Below are 15,783 nucleotides of genomic sequence, written 5' to 3'. Positions count from 1 at the left end.
TGGTATATATGGGTTTGTGGAAGGGAATGCTGTAGAGGGATGCCATCTTAAAAGGTATGCAAACCTGATGAGTGAAGGGTATGGATGTTTACGGGATTCCAAGGTTGGGAACTAAAATAGAGTACCTGGCAGATGAGGGTATTGGTTGCAGTCATCCGAAAGAAGTGATAGGTTGATTAGAGTGCGAGAATAAAGGCATGGATGGTGGTTCTATTACATTTGTGTTGCAAATAAGAAAAGATTCCCATTATTTCTTGATTTGTTCTTGCTAAGGTTAATCTATTGTGATAATCTTTTAACAGAATTGTTGTTGAATATTGATTCAGCAACGTTTTCAAGCGTTTTTTTTACACATCATGTATAGAATTCGCTAAAGTTGTTTACTAATGATATTAAAGTAAATGAATCATGACTGAGACATTTCCTTGGGAGGAGGTGAATGGCATGAACAAGACAGAACTTATCAATGCTGTTGCAGAAGCTGCTGAGCTATCTAAGAAGGACGCTACTAAAGCGGTTGACGCTGTTTTCGATACAATTCAAAATTCACTTGCAAACGGTGATAAAGTACAATTAATCGGATTCGGTAACTTCGAAGTACGTGAGCGTGCAGCCCGTAAAGGTCGCAACCCACAAACAGGTGAAGAGATCGAAATCTCAGCTAGCAAAGTACCTGCTTTCAAACCAGGTAAAGCGCTTAAAGAAGCTGTAAAATAATTACATACTTTGAGCGTAACGGGAAGGTCGCATAATTATGCGGCCTTTTTGTTTTTTCACTTTTAGTATGAAATGTTCTCCCGGAAATTATGTATGAATTTTTCTTCTTTTATTGTGTGATTTATATTAATATAAAACTTCTAAAGCACTAGTCTTTGATGACATTATGGGCTTGTGCTAATATTAACAATGTTACTATTTCTTTAGTTATTTTAGGAGGACAACATTATGGCACAAGTCAATCATGGCCAAATAGAAGAAGCAGTTCGATTAATATTAGAAGCTATTGGAGAGAATCCTAATAGAGAAGGCTTATTAGATACGCCAAAGCGAGTGGCGAAAATGTATGCAGAAGTATTTTCAGGTCTTGATCATGATCCGAAAGAATACTTTGAAACCATATTCAGTGAAGAACATGAAGAACTGGTGCTGGTAAAGGATATTCCGTTCTATTCAATGTGCGAGCATCACCTTGTCCCATTCTTCGGAAAGGCACATGTTGCGTATATTCCAAGGGATGGTAAGGTAGCAGGATTAAGTAAACTTGCAAGGGCAGTTGAATCCGTTGCCAAACGCCCTCAGCTTCAAGAAAGAATTACGTCGACAGTAGCGGATACGATCATGGAAACCCTTCTTCCTCACGGTGCCATGGTAGTCGTTGAAGCGGAGCATATGTGCATGACGATGAGGGGCGTGAAGAAGCCGGGTTCAAGTACAGTGACAACAGCTGTAAGAGGGACGTTCAAAGAAAATGCTCAGGCACGAAGTGAAGTTCTTTCTTTTATAAAGAATTAGGAGTGACGACAAATGAATTCAAATGATTATATTGTCATCAAAGCAATTGAAGACGGCGTGAATGTGATCGGACTGACAAGAGGGACGGACACCAGGTTTCATCATTCAGAGAAGCTGGATAAAGGTGAGGTGATGATCGCCCAATTTACGGATCACACATCCGCCATTAAAGTAAGAGGGAAAGCGACGATCGTCACCAGTTACGGCGAGGTTGAGAGTGATAATAAGAAATAATCTTCTATTCTGCTTTTGGCTGATAGAGAAAAATAAAGGAGGGACGGACTAAGGAGTTTTCGGCTTCGTGGTCGTCCCCTTTGTTATACTCTCCTTAAGAGGGATAAGGTCAAGTTCCCTATTGTGGAGTATTTTATGGTATAATATTTATTGCTGAAATTTTTAGACCGATACATAGTAGAAATGGGGATTACAGGGTATGAAATTCATTGATTGTAACCATCAAGCGAATATCATTCATCAATACATAGAAGAGCAGTTGCATCACTCTTATCTAAAGGAATACATCGATCAACCGTATATTGACCGGGACCGGATCTATTTTCTGCTCCTGCCTTTCTTAAGCGAAGGACGGACGATGAGTAAAGAAGTTGTACAGTGGATTTCGACTGCCATGTTATTGCAGATAGCCCTTGATACGCATGAAAAGGTTACAATCTCTGAACGTGATTCCTTGAAGGAAAGGCAACTGACAGTACTCGCTGGAGTATATTTCAGCAGCCTCTATTATAAAATCCTCGCAGAAACAGATGATGTTGAACTGATCTCACATTTAGCAAAAGCGATCAAAGAAATAAATGAAAGCAAAATTTCCATATACAAGGACGAACATAAGAGCATCGCTGAACTCATGAAGAAATTAAAGACGAGAGAATCAGCGATTGTGTCCAACTTCTATCGTTCCTTTGAAGGCAATCAATGGATTGAAATCGTAGAAGAAGCCCTGCTTTACAAGAAGCTCGTTAAGGAGAAAAGCAGTCTCGGGCATTCTCAGTATACGAGCTTTATACGGGCTTTGACCACTTTGTCCAACCGAACCGGCCAGGATGCACCGGACTTCCACTTAACGAAGGAAGAAAAGGGTCATCTGCTGTCTCAAATAGATGAACTCATAGAAGTGACAAAGAGAAAGGTCCAAGCGAAGTTAGAGACCATCGAGCCGGACACGCCCTATTTTAAGAAGCTTATCGTAGAGCTGATACCTTATATGGAGCCTGAACCAATGACCAAACTATACGCGGAAGAAGGGTAAAACGACATGCAGCAGTCGAAAGAACAAAAAGTCCACGGAGTATTTGAAAAAATTTATTCCAATTATGATAAGATGAACTCCGTAATCAGTTTCCAACAGCATATAAAATGGAGAAAAGATACTATGAAGCATATGAATGTGAAGCCCGGCTCCAAGGCTCTTGACGTGTGCTGCGGTACTGCGGACTGGACGCTTGCCATGGGGGAAGAAGTTGGTGATTCCGGCAGTGTGGTTGGTCTTGATTTCAGTCAAAATATGCTTTCGATCGGTAAAGAGAAAGTCGAAGAGTCCCACCTGAATAATATCGAATTGATTCATGGGAACGCCATGGAGCTCCCTTTCGACGATAACACGTTTGATTATGTGACCATTGGCTTCGGCTTACGTAATGTACCCGACTATCTTCACGTCTTGAAGGAAATGAACCGCGTAGTGAAACCTGGAGGGATGGCTGTCTGCCTTGAAACCTCCCAACCGACCATGTTTGGTTTCAAGCAGATGTATTACGCTTATTTCCGTTTTGTGATGCCCGTGTTCGGGAAGATATTTGCCAAGAGCTTTAATGAGTATTCCTGGCTGCAGGAATCTGCCAGGGATTTTCCGGGCATGAAGGAGCTTGCACAGATGTTTGAAGAAGCCGGCTTTAAAGACATACATGTGAAGCCATATAGTGGCGGGGTTGCTGCTATGCATGCCGGCAGAAAGTAAGAAATTCGTAAATTAGGTGGAAAAACTATGAAGCTAAACAGGATGTATTCGTTTCTTAAAACGGATATAGATGAAATTGAAAAGGAATTGGAAGTAGCGATAGAGTCAGAATCCCGGCTTTTACAAGAAGCCTCCCTTCACCTTCTTCAAGCAGGTGGGAAGAGAATCCGGCCGGTGTTTGTATTACTGTCTGCAAAATTTGGACAATATGATATTAATATTGTGAAAAATGTAGCGGTAGCATTAGAGCTGATGCACATGGCTTCCCTCGTACACGACGATGTGATCGACGACGCAGAGTTGAGAAGGGGAAAACCGACGATTAAAGCCCAATGGGATAATCGTATTGCGATGTATACAGGGGATTATATTTTTGCACGGGCCCTTGAATATATGACATCTATAAAAGTTCCTGAAGCACATCAGATTTTATCACACACACTGGTGGAATTATGTAAGGGTGAAATCGCTCAAATCGAAGATAAATATCGATTTGATCAGAACCTGCGGGATTATCTTTTACGGATTAAAAGGAAAACCGCTTTGCTTATTGCCGTAAGCTGCCAGCTTGGTGCTATTTCTTCCGGAGCGCCTGAAGAGATTCACAGACGCCTTTACCGATTTGGTTACAATGTGGGAATGAGTTTCCAAATCACGGATGATATCCTGGACCTTACAGCAAGTGAGGAAGAACTGGGGAAACCTGCGGGAAGTGACTTGTGGCAAGGAAATATCACCCTTCCGATTCTGTATGCCATGGAAAACCCGGAGTTGAAATCAAAGATTGAAAGAGTGACGGAATATACCACCCCCGACGAGATGAAAGAGGTCATATCCTCCATCCTGGCTACCGATGCCATTGACCGGTCCCATGAGCTCAGCAGGATGTATCTTGATAGAGCCTTGAAAGATCTGGAGCACCTTCCATATAACCGTGTAAAGAAAACCCTTAAAAATATCGCAAACTATATCGGCAAGAGAAAATATTAAGAAAATTTAAAATGGAAACGTTGCCAAAACCCCCAATCAGTGTTACTATTTTCGTGGGATGTCCTTAAGAGTTCCATATATACATATTAGGAGTGGGGAAGATGGAAAAGACATTTTTAATGGTAAAGCCGGACGGCGTACAAAGAGGGTTAATCGGTGATATCGTATCACGTTTTGAAAAAAAGGGCTTTCAATTAGTCGGTGCCAAGCTTATGAGCATTTCAAACGAGCTTGCCGAAGAACATTATGGTGAGCATAAGGAAAGACCATTCTTCGGGGAACTTGTTGACTTTATTACTTCAGGACCTGTATTTGCAATGGTTTGGCAGGGTGAAAACGTCATCACTACTGCACGTGGCATGATGGGGGCTACTAATCCTAAAGATGCCGCTCTTGGTACGATTCGCGGTGATTTCGGTCTGACTGTCGGCAAGAACATCATCCACGGTTCTGACTCTGCTGAAAGCGCTGTAAGAGAAATCGGTCTATTCTTCAAAGAAGAAGAACTGGTTGAATATTCCAAGTTAATGAATGAGTGGGTTTACTAATATTCGTAAGCCTTTACAATTTAGAAGCAGGTCGTAATCAGCGGCTTGCTTTTTTCTATGGATAAAGGTTTAACATTTCATTGAAACGTTCGATATAGATAATATAGCTTTATACCTTTATCGCAGCAAAGAGAGTGTGGATCCGAATGTCAAATGATTATAGAGAATTTATTCAAGGGATTAAACGAAAAACGGGTATTGATCTTTCTCTTTATAAAGAAGCACAGATGAAAAGGAGACTGACTGCCCTTTATGAAAAGAAAGGATTTGGAAGCTTTCAGGAATTCTTTGGTGCGTTGAATCGGGATAGAGAGGAAATGGAAGGGTTCCTGGATCGTATGACCATCAACGTGTCAGAATTCTTTCGGAACTACAAGCGTTGGGAAATACTCGAGACAAAGATCCTCCCGAGACTGTTAGATGGGACTGCAACTTTGAAAGTATGGAGCGCAGCATGCTCAACCGGTGAAGAACCTTACACCCTTTCCATGATGCTGTCAAAGTATATTCCCCTTTCTACCGGTTCCATCATCGCCACAGACATAGACAAAAATGCCCTTCAACGGGCCATGAACGGGGTCTATCCGGAAAGGTCACTATCTGAGATTCCGGAAGAAATGAAAAAAATCCATTTCACCCAGGAAGGACCCTTGTTCAAACTGAAGGACAAAGTGAAGAGAACAGTGACCTTTAAGCAGCAAAACCTGCTCTCGGACCAATTCGAAGGAAAATACGACTTGATCGTGTGCAGAAATGTAATGATCTATTTCACAGAAGAGGCCAAACACCTTCTTTACCATAAATTCAATGCCTCACTAAAGCCAGGCGGCGTTCTCTTCGTAGGCAGCACAGAACAAATCTTCAATCCCTCACAATACGGCTTCGAAACAGAAGACACCTTCTTCTACAAGAAAATATAAACAACGACGATGTCAATCCGCATTACTTGAATGCTTTCTTGATCCCTTAAAAGATTAAGAATAGAATTCTAAGAATGCTGGGTTAACATCGTATTTATTTTTAAGAGCTATTATTACTAAGGCTCTATTTTATGGGATTTTTATAAAAATCTTTCTCAGAATAAGTGATTGAAGCGGAAGGTGCTCGACTCCTGCGGGAAAAGCTGGACAGAACGAAAAGCGGAGGCGGCTTGCTCAGGCCCGACAAGCATAAGCTGAATGGGCCTAAGAAGGCGTTTTTTGCCTTCTTGGCCCATTTAGCTTATGACCTCGAGGGACTAGCCGCCGGAGCTGGACAGGTGAGACCCTACAGGCGTAGCCGAGGAGGCTCACCGCCAGCCCCGCGGAAAGCGAGCACCTGGAGCGGAAATCAACCACCACTTGCTAATATTAGTTTGAATAGAACTTCTATATAGGAAAATAGAATATTAGAAAAGTTTTTAAACGTAAGGACTAGGAAAGAATATAAATTCTATGTTATATTGGTACATAATTCTTTAACGAGTTGAAGGGGGAAAGTAAATGAGATACTTAACATCTGGAGAATCACATGGACCACAGTTAACCACCATCATTGAAGGGCTGCCGGCAGGAATGCCGCTTGAAGCTGAAGATATAAATGAAAACCTGGCAAGAAGGCAGAAAGGCTATGGACGCGGACGAAGAATGCAGATTGAAAAGGACCGTGCCTCGATTGTCGGCGGGGTGAGACATGGATATACTCTCGGCTCCCCATTAGGCCTGGTGGTGGAGAATAAAGACTGGACTCACTGGACGAAGGTGATGGGCATCGAGCCCCTTCTTGAGGGCGGAGAAGAAGAAGTAAAGAGAAAGATCTCAAGGCCGAGACCCGGGCATGCGGATCTCGTCGGAGGAATGAAATATGGACATAGAGATCTCAGAAATGTACTGGAACGGTCTTCTGCAAGGGAGACGACTGTAAGAGTGGCAGCAGGAGCTGTTGCCAAGAAGCTATTGAAACTATTGGATATTGAAGTCGTCGGACATGTTCTTGAGATTGGGGGCATTAAAGCCGGGAAGCTTCATTATAATTCTATGAATGAACTGAGAGAGATCACAGAAGAATCTCCTGTTCGCTGTCTGGATGAAGAAGCCGCAGGGAAAATGATGAACCTGATTGATGAAGCGAAGCAGAATGGGGATTCCATAGGCGGAGTGGTGGAAGTCATCGTTGAAGGGATGCCTGCAGGAGTGGGAAGTTACGTTCACTATGATCGTAAGCTTGATGCGAAAATTGCAATGGCGGTCATGAGTATCAATGCATTTAAAGGAGTCGAATTCGGCTTGGGCTTTGAAATGGCCAGAAAGCCTGGTAGCGAAGTGCATGATGAAATAGCATGGAGTGAAGAGCAGGGGTACTACCGGAAAACGAATCGATTAGGTGGATTTGAAGGCGGTATGACAACAGGAATGCCGATACGTGTCAAAGGGGTCATGAAGCCGATCCCTACTTTGTACAAGCCTTTACAGAGCGTGGACATCGAAACGAAGGAACCCTTTAAAGCAAGCATCGAAAGATCGGATAGCTGTGCGGTTCCTGCTGCAAGCGTAGTGGCAGAAGCCGTAGTGGCATGGGAACTTGCTTCTGGCATCGTCGAACAATTCAATAGTGATCAGTTTGAGAAACTTCGTCAGGATATCGATAGACAACGTCAGGATTCAAAGGAGTATTAATGAAATGAAACAGGTAACCATTCAAACTGCTTCCAAGACATATGACGTGAATATTGGAGTGGAGATCACGAATGAGATTGTTTCTTTTATTGAGAAGTCCTTCCCTGATGTATCAAAGCTATGGCTCATTGCCGATGAAGCAGTATATAACCTCCATGGGCAAACATTCTCAGAAGATCTCGGTCAGTCCTTTGATGTAACCATTTATCAGGCTCCCAAAGGGGAAAAAGCGAAGAACTTTGCCACATATGAAGAAGCGATAACCCACGGACTCAAGCATCATGTGGATCGTAAATCCATCGTAATTGCTTTCGGTGGCGGTGCCATAGGTGATCTTGCGGGCTTTATCGCTTCCACCTATATGAGGGGAATCCCTTTCATCAGCGTACCCACAACGATACTGGCCCATGACAGTGCAGTGGGAGGGAAAGTGGCAATCAATCACCCGCTGGGGAAAAATATGGTCGGTCAGTTTTATCAGCCGGAAGGCGTATTCTTTGATTTGAATTACTTTTCAAGCCTCTCCAACACGGAAATTCTATCGGGATTCGCTGAAGTGATCAAACATGCCTTCTTATCGGATCATCATTTCTTACAGAATCTCATGCATTCTTTCCGATCTCCCGCAAAACTGGATGAAAGCTTTTTAACGGATTGCCTGATTAAAGGAATACAGGTAAAGGGTGACATTGTATCAAAGGATGAACGGGAGTCAAATATCCGGGCTTTCTTGAACTTTGGACACACTTACGGGCACGCAGTTGAAAGCGCAAGCGGCTATGGTAATCGGACACACGGGGAATCGGTGATGATCGGGATGGTCTATGCTTTGTATCTCAGTAAACGCTACTGCAACCTCTCATTTGACATGGAGAGTTTCATAGGTTGGATCAAGTCTCTTGGGTACGATCTGAAGGTTCCTTCCACCATCGGTTTTGAAGCATTATATGAAGGGATGAAGCGTGATAAGAAGTCCCTGAACGGCAATCCGGTTTTCGTGTTATTGAAGGATATCGGTGAACCCGTATTGACAGACGTTACGGAGAATGATTTAAAGCAGGCGGATGCATACATTCGGAAGTTATAGATCCCGGCGTTAAAGAATGTATAGAATATCAAGAAAAAAGGGAGAGTGGAAGAATGATCAGGGGAATTCGAGGCGCCACTACAGCAGATCGTGATAATGAAAAGGAAATTCTCCTTTCAACTGAAAGTCTCTTAAAGGAAATGATTTTACATAATAACATTACGGCAGAAAATGTCGCATCCGTTTTTATTTCTGCAACAGATGACATTACAAGCGTGTTTCCAGCCAAAGCATTAAGGGGATTTGAAGAGTGGAAATATGTCCCCGTTATGTGCATGCAGGAATTGGACGTACCTGATGGACTGTCGCGCTGCATCAGAGTGATGATTCACTATAATACCTCAACACCTCAGAGTGACATCCAACATATTTATATGAAAAATGCAGTTAGCCTTCGTCCTGACTTGAATAAGAAATAGGCGGCCATTATGAATACGACTGAAAGGAAGTTAAACATGAAGTGGAAATCCCAGATTCAAAATCTTAAAGCATACCAGCCAGGAAAAACGATGGATGATGTAAAAGAGTTATTCAACCTTGAAAAAGTAGTGAAGCTTGCATCGAATGAAAATCCCTTTGGATGCTCCAGGAACGTTGAAACATATCTGAAAAACAATGCCCTTTCACATGCGCTCTATCCTGACGGTTATGCGAAGGAGTTGCGTTTTAAGGTGGCAGAACATTTATCTGTGGAACCTGGACAATTATTGTTTGGAAATGGCTCGGATGAAGTGATCGAGATCATCTCAAGGGCTTTACTGGATGGAAGTAAAAGCACGGTTATGGCAACCCCTACCTTCCCTCAATATAAGCATAATGCCATCGTTGAAGGAGCAGAGGTCCGTGAAGTTCCCTTGGATGCGGAAGGAAAGCATCAACTGGCCAAAATGCTGGGAGAAATTGATGATACCACTTCGGTCGTCTGGTTATGCTCGCCCAATAACCCAACAGGGGAATATATCCGTAATAGCGAACTCATTTCCTTCTTGGACGCAGTCCCTCCCCATGTCCTTGTCGTATTAGATGAAGCTTATTATGAATATGTAGTAGCGGATGATTATTATGATTCTCTGGAATTGTTAAAGTCATATCCTCAATTATTGATTACACGCACTTTTTCAAAAGCATATGGCCTTGCCGGGTTCAGAGTGGGATTCGGTATCGGCAATAAAGATGTGATCGGGAAACTGGAGCCGATCCGTGAACCTTTCAATAATAATACACTGGCTCAAGGCGCGGCTTCAGCGGCCATCGAAGATCAGACCTTCATCGAGGAATGCAGGAGGGAGAACCGAAAAGGACTAGAGCAGTATTACCGCTTCAGTGAGGAATACGGCCTCGCCTATGTCCCATCTCAAGCGAACTTCGTATTGATCGACTTCGGCGTAAGTGGAGACGAAGTATTTCAATACTTGATGAGCAAGGGCTATATCGTCCGGTCCGGAGAAGCACTTGGATACCCTCATTCTGTCAGGATAACAGTCGGATCCCATGATCAAAATAAAGAAGTCATCGAGAAAATGACGGAATTTCTGCTGCTTCAGAAACAAACATGATGAGCGGTCGGAGGGGCGTTGGTCCTTTCCGGCTTCTTTTAAATAGAAGGCTCTTTTCGTAAACTTTGTTGCTATGTAAGGTAGCGAGTAGTGGTTGATTTCCGCTTCAGGTGCTCGCTTTCCGCGGGGCTGGCGGTGAGCCTCCTCGGCTTCAAGTGGTGTCCTACCCTTGTCCAGCTCCGGCGGCTAGCCCCTCGAGGTCATAAGCTAAATGATCCAAGAAGACAAAAAACGCCTTCTTAGGCCCATTCAGCTTATGCTTGTCGGGGCTGAGCAAGCCGCCTCCGCTTTTCGTAGTTTCCCGCAGGAGTCGAGCACCTTCCGCTACAATCAACTTTATTGGTATGGAGGATTAATCTACTTCTGTACTCCTCTAAAAAACAACATTTTCTATGTGTGGAGTGGTCGATTTTAGCTTGAAAAGTAAATGCTGTTTCATTCACTGGTAAGCTCTGTCACGCTATCTCATATAGATGGGGGGGAACGGCGTAGACTCCTGCGGAAAAACGGGCGAGACAAGACCCCGCAGCGAATGCGAGGAGGCTTGGCCGTTCGTCCGCCGGAAAGCGAAGCCGTTCCCCTCACCATCTATCCATACACACATAGACAGAACCTTAGTAGTTCCTATAGAAAACAACAATCCTTGCGAAAAGAGCTAAATAGAAAAATGGAGGGGAAACGATGAATGGAACAGTGTTGATCATTGGGATGGGGCTGATCGGTGGCTCCCTTTCACTCTGCATAAAAAAAGAACATCCACATGCCACAATCATTGGTCATGATGTGAATCATAAAGAATTAAGGCTGGCAAGATCACTGGGGGTAATCGATGAGATGTCCCTTTCTTTACAGACTGCCGCTGAACAAGCGGATCTCATTGTTATCTCTACACCTGTTTTTCAAACAGAAAAGATACTTACGCAATTTGAGTCCTTTTCCTTGAAAGAAAATGTCTTGATCACCGATACAGGCAGTACAAAGGAACAGATTATGAGATGTTCGGAAAGGCTGACCAAAAACGGAATTCAATTTATCGGGGGCCACCCGATGGCAGGCTCTCACAAGAGCGGTGTGGCAGCTGCGAAAGAAATCTTATTTGAAAATGCCTTCTATATGCTTACGCCGGGATCCGGGGTGGCAGAGGAAAACGTAGGCAGGCTTCAAGACTGGCTGAGGGGAACTCATGCAAAATTCTTAATAGTAGAACCAAGGGAACATGATGAGTTGACGGGTATGATCAGTCACTTTCCTCATATTGTTGCGGCTTCACTGGTTCATCAGGCGAAGGGTTCTTCGACTGAACACCCCTATTTGAGAAGGCTTGCTGCAGGAGGCTTTCGTGATATAACCCGTATAGCCTCATCCAACCCAACGATGTGGAAAGATATCACGATTCAGAACAGAGGGGTCCTGCTTTCCCTCTTAAGGGAGTGGAAAGTGGAGATGGATGAGGTCGTATCACTCATCGAACTGAATGATTCACAGAAAATATACGATTATTTTAACGATGCGAAGACATTCAGGGATGAGCTGCCGATCTTAGAAAAAGGGGCCATTCCTTCATTCTATGATCTATTTGTGGATGTCCCGGATTATCCAGGGGTAATCTCCGAAGTGACAGGGTATCTTGCACAGGAGAAAATCAGTTTGACGAATATCCGGATAATGGAAACCAGAGAAGATATATACGGAGTATTAGCAATCAGTTTTCAAACATTGGAAGATAGAGAAAGAGCTTTGAACTGCTTAAGAGAACAAACAAATTATGAACTATTCTTAGGATAAAGGGTGATAAGGATGGAAGCGAAGAAAAGACTTTCAAATCCAAACAGTGGTCTGAATGGAGAGCTTCAAGTACCCGGGGACAAATCGATTTCCCACCGCTCCATTATGTTTGGGGCTGTTGCTGAAGGCAAAACGGTTATACATAATTTTCTTATGGGAGAGGATTGTTTAAGCACGATTTCCTGCTTCCGTAAATTAGGCGTTGAGATAGAGGTCTCTGAAGGTGAAGTAATCGTACATGGTAATGGCTGGGATCACTTGAAAGAACCCATTGACATTCTTGATGTGGGGAATTCAGGGACCACGACCCGTCTCATTATGGGAATTCTGGCGGGAAGACCATTTCATTCGGTTCTGATAGGTGATTCCTCGATTGCCAAAAGGCCCATGAAGAGAGTGACAGAGCCCTTAAAGCAATTCGGGACAGTGATAGATGGCCGCTCGGGAGGAAACTTCACCCCAATATCCATTAGGGGCGGAAATCTGAAAGGAATCCATTATTCGTTACCTGTGGCAAGTGCCCAGGTGAAATCCGCCCTCATACTTGCCGGGCTTCAGGCGGAAGGAATCACTGAAATAGTCGAAAGAGAGCAGACGAGGAACCACACAGAAAAGATGATCGTAGAATTTGGCGGAACGATTGATAAGCACGGAGATACCATTAAAGTTAAGGGAGGACAGGTATTGAAAGGCACAGAAATCTATGTACCCGGAGATATCTCTTCTGCTGCCTTTTTCATGGTGGCCGCAGCCATTGTTCCTGACAGTAGAGTACTGTTGAAGAGTGTCGGACTAAATGAAACGCGGACCGGTATTGTGGAAGTGATGAAGAATATGGGTGCGTCCATTGAGGTCATGGAGCAATCAAACGAAGGTGAACCGGTCGGTGATATACTGGTGCAAACGTCCAAACTTACAGGGATTGAAATCGGAGGGGACCTGATTCCTTCTTTGATCGACGAAATTCCCATCATTGCCCTTTTGGCTTCACAAGCGGAGGGGAAGACCGTCATCAAGGATGCCGAGGAATTAAAAGTGAAGGAAACCAATCGTATCGATGCCGTTGTGAAGGAGCTTGGAAAGCTTGGTGCAAACATACAGGGTACGGATGACGGGATGATCATCGAGGGGAAAACCCCTTTACACGGTGGAGAAGTCCATTCCTGGGGCGATCACCGGATTGGCATGACATTGGCTGTCGCGTCCCTGTTGACTGATTCAGATGTATATTTGGAAGATGCAGAGGCCGTAAAGATCTCGTATCCGACATTCTTTGAACATATCAACAAACTGTTGACGAAATAATACTGAATCCATAATGAGAGAGGTGGTTGGTCTGAAAGGGCTAAATCCGCCTCTCTTTTTAATGAGCAGGTGGCATGAATTCTTCCTTCCCTTCATAGCTTGTCTATAAAGGAAGGTGATGACGGGTTGAGCACCTATATTATTGAAAATGCCAATTGGGTAAAGGACACCAGGCTTACTCACACTTCACTATTGGTAAAAGACGGAAGGATTTCAGCCATCAGGGACAGCTTTCAGTACTACAAGTACATGAAAATGGATGCTTCACATTTTCTGATGACTCCCGGACATGTCATGTGTGACTTGATGGTACCCCAAGGGAGTGATTTCATCTCCGTAAAGAACTATTACCTTGAAAAATTTATTATAAGAGGATGCACCACGGTTTTGACGGCTTTTTCAATACAGTATGAGTATGAATTCCTTAAACAATTAAATGAACGGAAAACATCGCTGCTCAACAGTCCACTTGATTATACAATTGGCTTAAAAACATCTGTGAATCTGGTTACACCGAACATCATCCGGGCATGTAAGCGGCATAAAGTTCCTGTCATCTGGATCGATCTGGATGAAGCAGGTGGATTCAAAGATATTCCGTGGGGATGGATAAAAGGATTATTGTTTCATTACCCTATTACTTTTGTCCCTTTTTTTACGACAGACATAGACAATAAAACCAAAATGAAGCATCTTAAAATATGGCAGAATACGATGAAAAGCGAGGGTATTCCCCATATTCCCGTTGAAATTCCCGAAAAAGAACCACTGAACTTAAACATATTGAAGAAAATTGGAATATATCCCCTTAGAGGAAATTTTTTGGTGGGTGGAGAAATATGTTATAACCTCTATTTGAAGCCTGAAGGTGAGTCGGGTACTGAGCCATTATCATTTCATTATGATCATCATGTGCTAAAATGTACTATGAACAAAGGGAAATATCATTATATAAATAATAGAGGTCATTTTTATCCTGGAGCGGGTGAAGAACTGATCATACAAACGCCGGGATATTTTACTTAATTGAATACAAGCTTTTTATAGAAAGGGATTGACCATGACATACAAAGAAAAAATGTTATCTTCTTTAGAAGAAGGTAATTTAGAGGAAGCAAAGAAACAGTATAATCAAGTGCTGAAATTTGGAAGTCATGAAGAAAAATTCAGTCTTGCCGAAGAATTACATCATTTAGGGTTTCTGGAGGAAGCAAAAGAGCTGTATGGGAATCTCCTTCAATATTATCCAGGTGAGGGTGAGCTTCTCATTGAACTGGCAGAAGTGCTGGTGGAGATGGACAAAGAAGAAGAAGCCATCGAGACGCTTGCAGAATTGGATGAGGGGGACCCCACCTATCCAAGGTCGCTTCTTCTGTTAGCAGACCTTTATCAAATGCAGGGTTTGTTTGAAGTAAGCGAACAAAAGCTCCTTAAAGCTAAGAAGTTATTACCCCATGAACCCGTCATCGATTTCGGACTGGGGGAACTGTATTCAGAAACGGGCAGATTTCTGGAGGCGATCAGGCATTACAATACCCTCATAGAAAATGGGACTACCGAGCTTGGTGGAACCAATGTCCACCAGAGATTGGCAGAGGCCTATAGTGTAGGGGGAGCATTCGAAGAAGCTTTAACTCATTATGAAAAAGCCCTTCAAGAACATCTCGAAATCAATACACTGTTCGGCTATGCCTTTACTGCCTATCAGGCAGGTTATTACGAAAAGGCGATTGAAAAATTCGAATCCGTCAAGGAACTGGATCCTGAATATCATTCTGTCTATTTACTGTTGGCGAAGTCGTATGAACGTGAAGAAAAGCTTCAAGAGAGCCTGGATGCCGTTCAGGCGGGGGTGAATCAGGATGAATTCAATAAAGAACTGAATGTATTCGGAGGGAAAATTTCATTGAAGATGGGCCTTGAAAAAGAAGCCGAAGCGTTTCTGCGGGAAGCCTTGGCCCTTGACCCCGGTTATGTGGAGGCTGCCCTTATCATCAATAAATTATTCTTTACACAGGACCGGTATGAAGATGTGCTGGAAATAGCCCAGATGCTGACGGTTGAAGGAGAAGAAGAGCCTCAGATCAACTGGGATCTGGCAAAGGCTTATGAAGGGCTTGAACAATATAATCATGCATTAAAACAATACCGTATTGCATATACTTACTTTAAGAATCATCAAGAGTTTTTACTAGAGTTCGGACAATTTCTAGTAGAAGAAGGACTCAGAGGTGAAGCAGTAGAAGTATATAAACACCTGATTGAAATGGATCCTTCAAATGACGAATGGCAGGACCTGATTGAAAGATTACAAGACTGACCAGTGACGTTGGATTTAATGGACTTGGACGTTGGGAAATGAATATGGCGA

At 43.2% G+C, this 15,783-nt stretch carries 16 protein-coding genes; all 16 read left to right on the top strand.

The genetic code is table 11. The features are described from left to right. Nucleotides 1–444 precede the first annotated feature (444 nt). The 16 genes from NQ095_RS00910 (at nucleotide 445) to NQ095_RS00835 (ending at nucleotide 15,732) form a co-directional block, all read left to right on the top strand. A complete protein-coding gene (locus tag NQ095_RS00910) occupies nucleotides 445–717 on the top strand; it encodes an HU family DNA-binding protein (protein WP_034758336.1) in 273 nt (90 codons plus the stop codon). Between the two features lie 228 nt (nucleotides 718–945). Next, on the top strand, nucleotides 946–1,512 hold the full coding sequence (gene folE, locus NQ095_RS00905; protein ID WP_258261644.1) for a GTP cyclohydrolase I FolE: 567 nt from the start codon (nucleotides 946–948) through the stop codon (nucleotides 1,510–1,512). 12 nt (nucleotides 1,513–1,524) lie between these two features. Next, nucleotides 1,525–1,746, top strand: a complete 222-nt coding sequence (gene mtrB, locus NQ095_RS00900; protein ID WP_034758340.1) for a trp RNA-binding attenuation protein MtrB — start codon at nucleotides 1,525–1,527, stop codon at nucleotides 1,744–1,746. A 199-nt stretch (nucleotides 1,747–1,945) separates the two neighbouring features. Then, the gene (locus tag NQ095_RS00895; RefSeq protein ID WP_258261643.1) at nucleotides 1,946–2,779 is read left to right on the top strand and encodes a heptaprenyl diphosphate synthase component 1; all 834 of its coding nucleotides are present in this window, start codon (nucleotides 1,946–1,948) and stop codon (nucleotides 2,777–2,779) included. Between the two features lie 6 nt (nucleotides 2,780–2,785). Next, nucleotides 2,786–3,487, top strand: coding sequence for a demethylmenaquinone methyltransferase (locus tag NQ095_RS00890; RefSeq protein ID WP_258261642.1), 702 nt, complete (start codon nucleotides 2,786–2,788; stop codon nucleotides 3,485–3,487). Between the two features lie 27 nt (nucleotides 3,488–3,514). Beyond that, complete coding sequence (gene hepT / locus NQ095_RS00885) at nucleotides 3,515–4,477, top strand: heptaprenyl diphosphate synthase component II (RefSeq protein WP_258261641.1); 963 nt, start codon at nucleotides 3,515–3,517, stop codon at nucleotides 4,475–4,477. A gap of 101 nt (nucleotides 4,478–4,578) precedes the next feature. Continuing rightward, entirely contained in the window at nucleotides 4,579–5,025 is a 447-nt protein-coding gene (gene ndk, locus NQ095_RS00880; protein WP_034758349.1) for a nucleoside-diphosphate kinase, read from the top strand. A gap of 146 nt (nucleotides 5,026–5,171) precedes the next feature. After that, a complete protein-coding gene (locus tag NQ095_RS00875) occupies nucleotides 5,172–5,945 on the top strand; it encodes a CheR family methyltransferase (protein ID WP_258261640.1) in 774 nt (257 codons plus the stop codon). 561 nt (nucleotides 5,946–6,506) lie between these two features. Continuing rightward, on the top strand, nucleotides 6,507–7,679 hold the full coding sequence (gene aroC / locus NQ095_RS00870) for a chorismate synthase (protein ID WP_258261639.1): 1,173 nt from the start codon (nucleotides 6,507–6,509) through the stop codon (nucleotides 7,677–7,679). Between the two features lie 4 nt (nucleotides 7,680–7,683). Beyond that, entirely contained in the window at nucleotides 7,684–8,766 is a 1,083-nt protein-coding gene (gene aroB / locus NQ095_RS00865; RefSeq protein WP_258261638.1) for a 3-dehydroquinate synthase, read from the top strand. Nucleotides 8,767–8,819: 53 nt separating this feature from the next. After that, nucleotides 8,820–9,185, top strand: a complete 366-nt coding sequence (aroH, locus tag NQ095_RS00860; RefSeq protein ID WP_258261637.1) for a chorismate mutase — start codon at nucleotides 8,820–8,822, stop codon at nucleotides 9,183–9,185. 36 nt (nucleotides 9,186–9,221) lie between these two features. Then, nucleotides 9,222–10,322, top strand: a complete 1,101-nt coding sequence (hisC, locus tag NQ095_RS00855) for a histidinol-phosphate transaminase (protein WP_258261636.1) — start codon at nucleotides 9,222–9,224, stop codon at nucleotides 10,320–10,322. Between the two features lie 681 nt (nucleotides 10,323–11,003). Further along, nucleotides 11,004–12,107, top strand: coding sequence for a prephenate dehydrogenase (locus NQ095_RS00850; RefSeq protein WP_258261635.1), 1,104 nt, complete (start codon nucleotides 11,004–11,006; stop codon nucleotides 12,105–12,107). A 12-nt stretch (nucleotides 12,108–12,119) separates the two neighbouring features. Then, complete coding sequence (gene aroA, locus NQ095_RS00845) at nucleotides 12,120–13,412, top strand: 3-phosphoshikimate 1-carboxyvinyltransferase (protein ID WP_258261634.1); 1,293 nt, start codon at nucleotides 12,120–12,122, stop codon at nucleotides 13,410–13,412. Between the two features lie 99 nt (nucleotides 13,413–13,511). Continuing rightward, the gene (locus tag NQ095_RS00840) at nucleotides 13,512–14,438 is read left to right on the top strand and encodes a hypothetical protein (protein ID WP_258261633.1); all 927 of its coding nucleotides are present in this window, start codon (nucleotides 13,512–13,514) and stop codon (nucleotides 14,436–14,438) included. A 34-nt stretch (nucleotides 14,439–14,472) separates the two neighbouring features. Then, nucleotides 14,473–15,732, top strand: coding sequence for a tetratricopeptide repeat protein (locus tag NQ095_RS00835; RefSeq protein WP_258261632.1), 1,260 nt, complete (start codon nucleotides 14,473–14,475; stop codon nucleotides 15,730–15,732). Nucleotides 15,733–15,783: the final 51 nt, after the last annotated feature.

It is taken from the genome of Rossellomorea sp. SC111 (genome assembly GCF_024733565.1).
In the GTDB taxonomy this organism is placed as follows: Bacteria; Bacillota; Bacilli; order Bacillales; family Bacillaceae_B; genus Rossellomorea.
Note: the sequence above shows the minus strand (reverse complement) of the source record. Positions and strands in the feature narration are given on the sequence as shown.

What these genes read in the sequence shown, in the direction of transcription:
- NQ095_RS00910 (WP_034758336.1), top strand. Translation starts at nt 445, where the DNA reads ATGAACAAGACAGAACTTATCAATGCTGTTGCAGAAGCTGCTGAGCTA.
- aroB (WP_258261638.1), top strand. Translation starts at nt 7,684, where the DNA reads ATGAAACAGGTAACCATTCAAACTGCTTCCAAGACATATGACGTGAAT.
- NQ095_RS00890 (WP_258261642.1), top strand. Translation starts at nt 2,786, where the DNA reads ATGCAGCAGTCGAAAGAACAAAAAGTCCACGGAGTATTTGAAAAAATT.
- NQ095_RS00850 (WP_258261635.1), top strand. Translation starts at nt 11,004, where the DNA reads ATGAATGGAACAGTGTTGATCATTGGGATGGGGCTGATCGGTGGCTCC.
- ndk (WP_034758349.1), top strand. Translation starts at nt 4,579, where the DNA reads ATGGAAAAGACATTTTTAATGGTAAAGCCGGACGGCGTACAAAGAGGG.
- NQ095_RS00875 (WP_258261640.1), top strand. Translation starts at nt 5,172, where the DNA reads ATGTCAAATGATTATAGAGAATTTATTCAAGGGATTAAACGAAAAACG.
- aroC (WP_258261639.1), top strand. Translation starts at nt 6,507, where the DNA reads ATGAGATACTTAACATCTGGAGAATCACATGGACCACAGTTAACCACC.
- aroA (WP_258261634.1), top strand. Translation starts at nt 12,120, where the DNA reads ATGGAAGCGAAGAAAAGACTTTCAAATCCAAACAGTGGTCTGAATGGA.
- folE (WP_258261644.1), top strand. Translation starts at nt 946, where the DNA reads ATGGCACAAGTCAATCATGGCCAAATAGAAGAAGCAGTTCGATTAATA.
- NQ095_RS00895 (WP_258261643.1), top strand. Translation starts at nt 1,946, where the DNA reads ATGAAATTCATTGATTGTAACCATCAAGCGAATATCATTCATCAATAC.
- hepT (WP_258261641.1), top strand. Translation starts at nt 3,515, where the DNA reads ATGAAGCTAAACAGGATGTATTCGTTTCTTAAAACGGATATAGATGAA.
- aroH (WP_258261637.1), top strand. Translation starts at nt 8,820, where the DNA reads ATGATCAGGGGAATTCGAGGCGCCACTACAGCAGATCGTGATAATGAA.
- NQ095_RS00835 (WP_258261632.1), top strand. Translation starts at nt 14,473, where the DNA reads ATGACATACAAAGAAAAAATGTTATCTTCTTTAGAAGAAGGTAATTTA.
- hisC (WP_258261636.1), top strand. Translation starts at nt 9,222, where the DNA reads ATGAAGTGGAAATCCCAGATTCAAAATCTTAAAGCATACCAGCCAGGA.
- mtrB (WP_034758340.1), top strand. Translation starts at nt 1,525, where the DNA reads ATGAATTCAAATGATTATATTGTCATCAAAGCAATTGAAGACGGCGTG.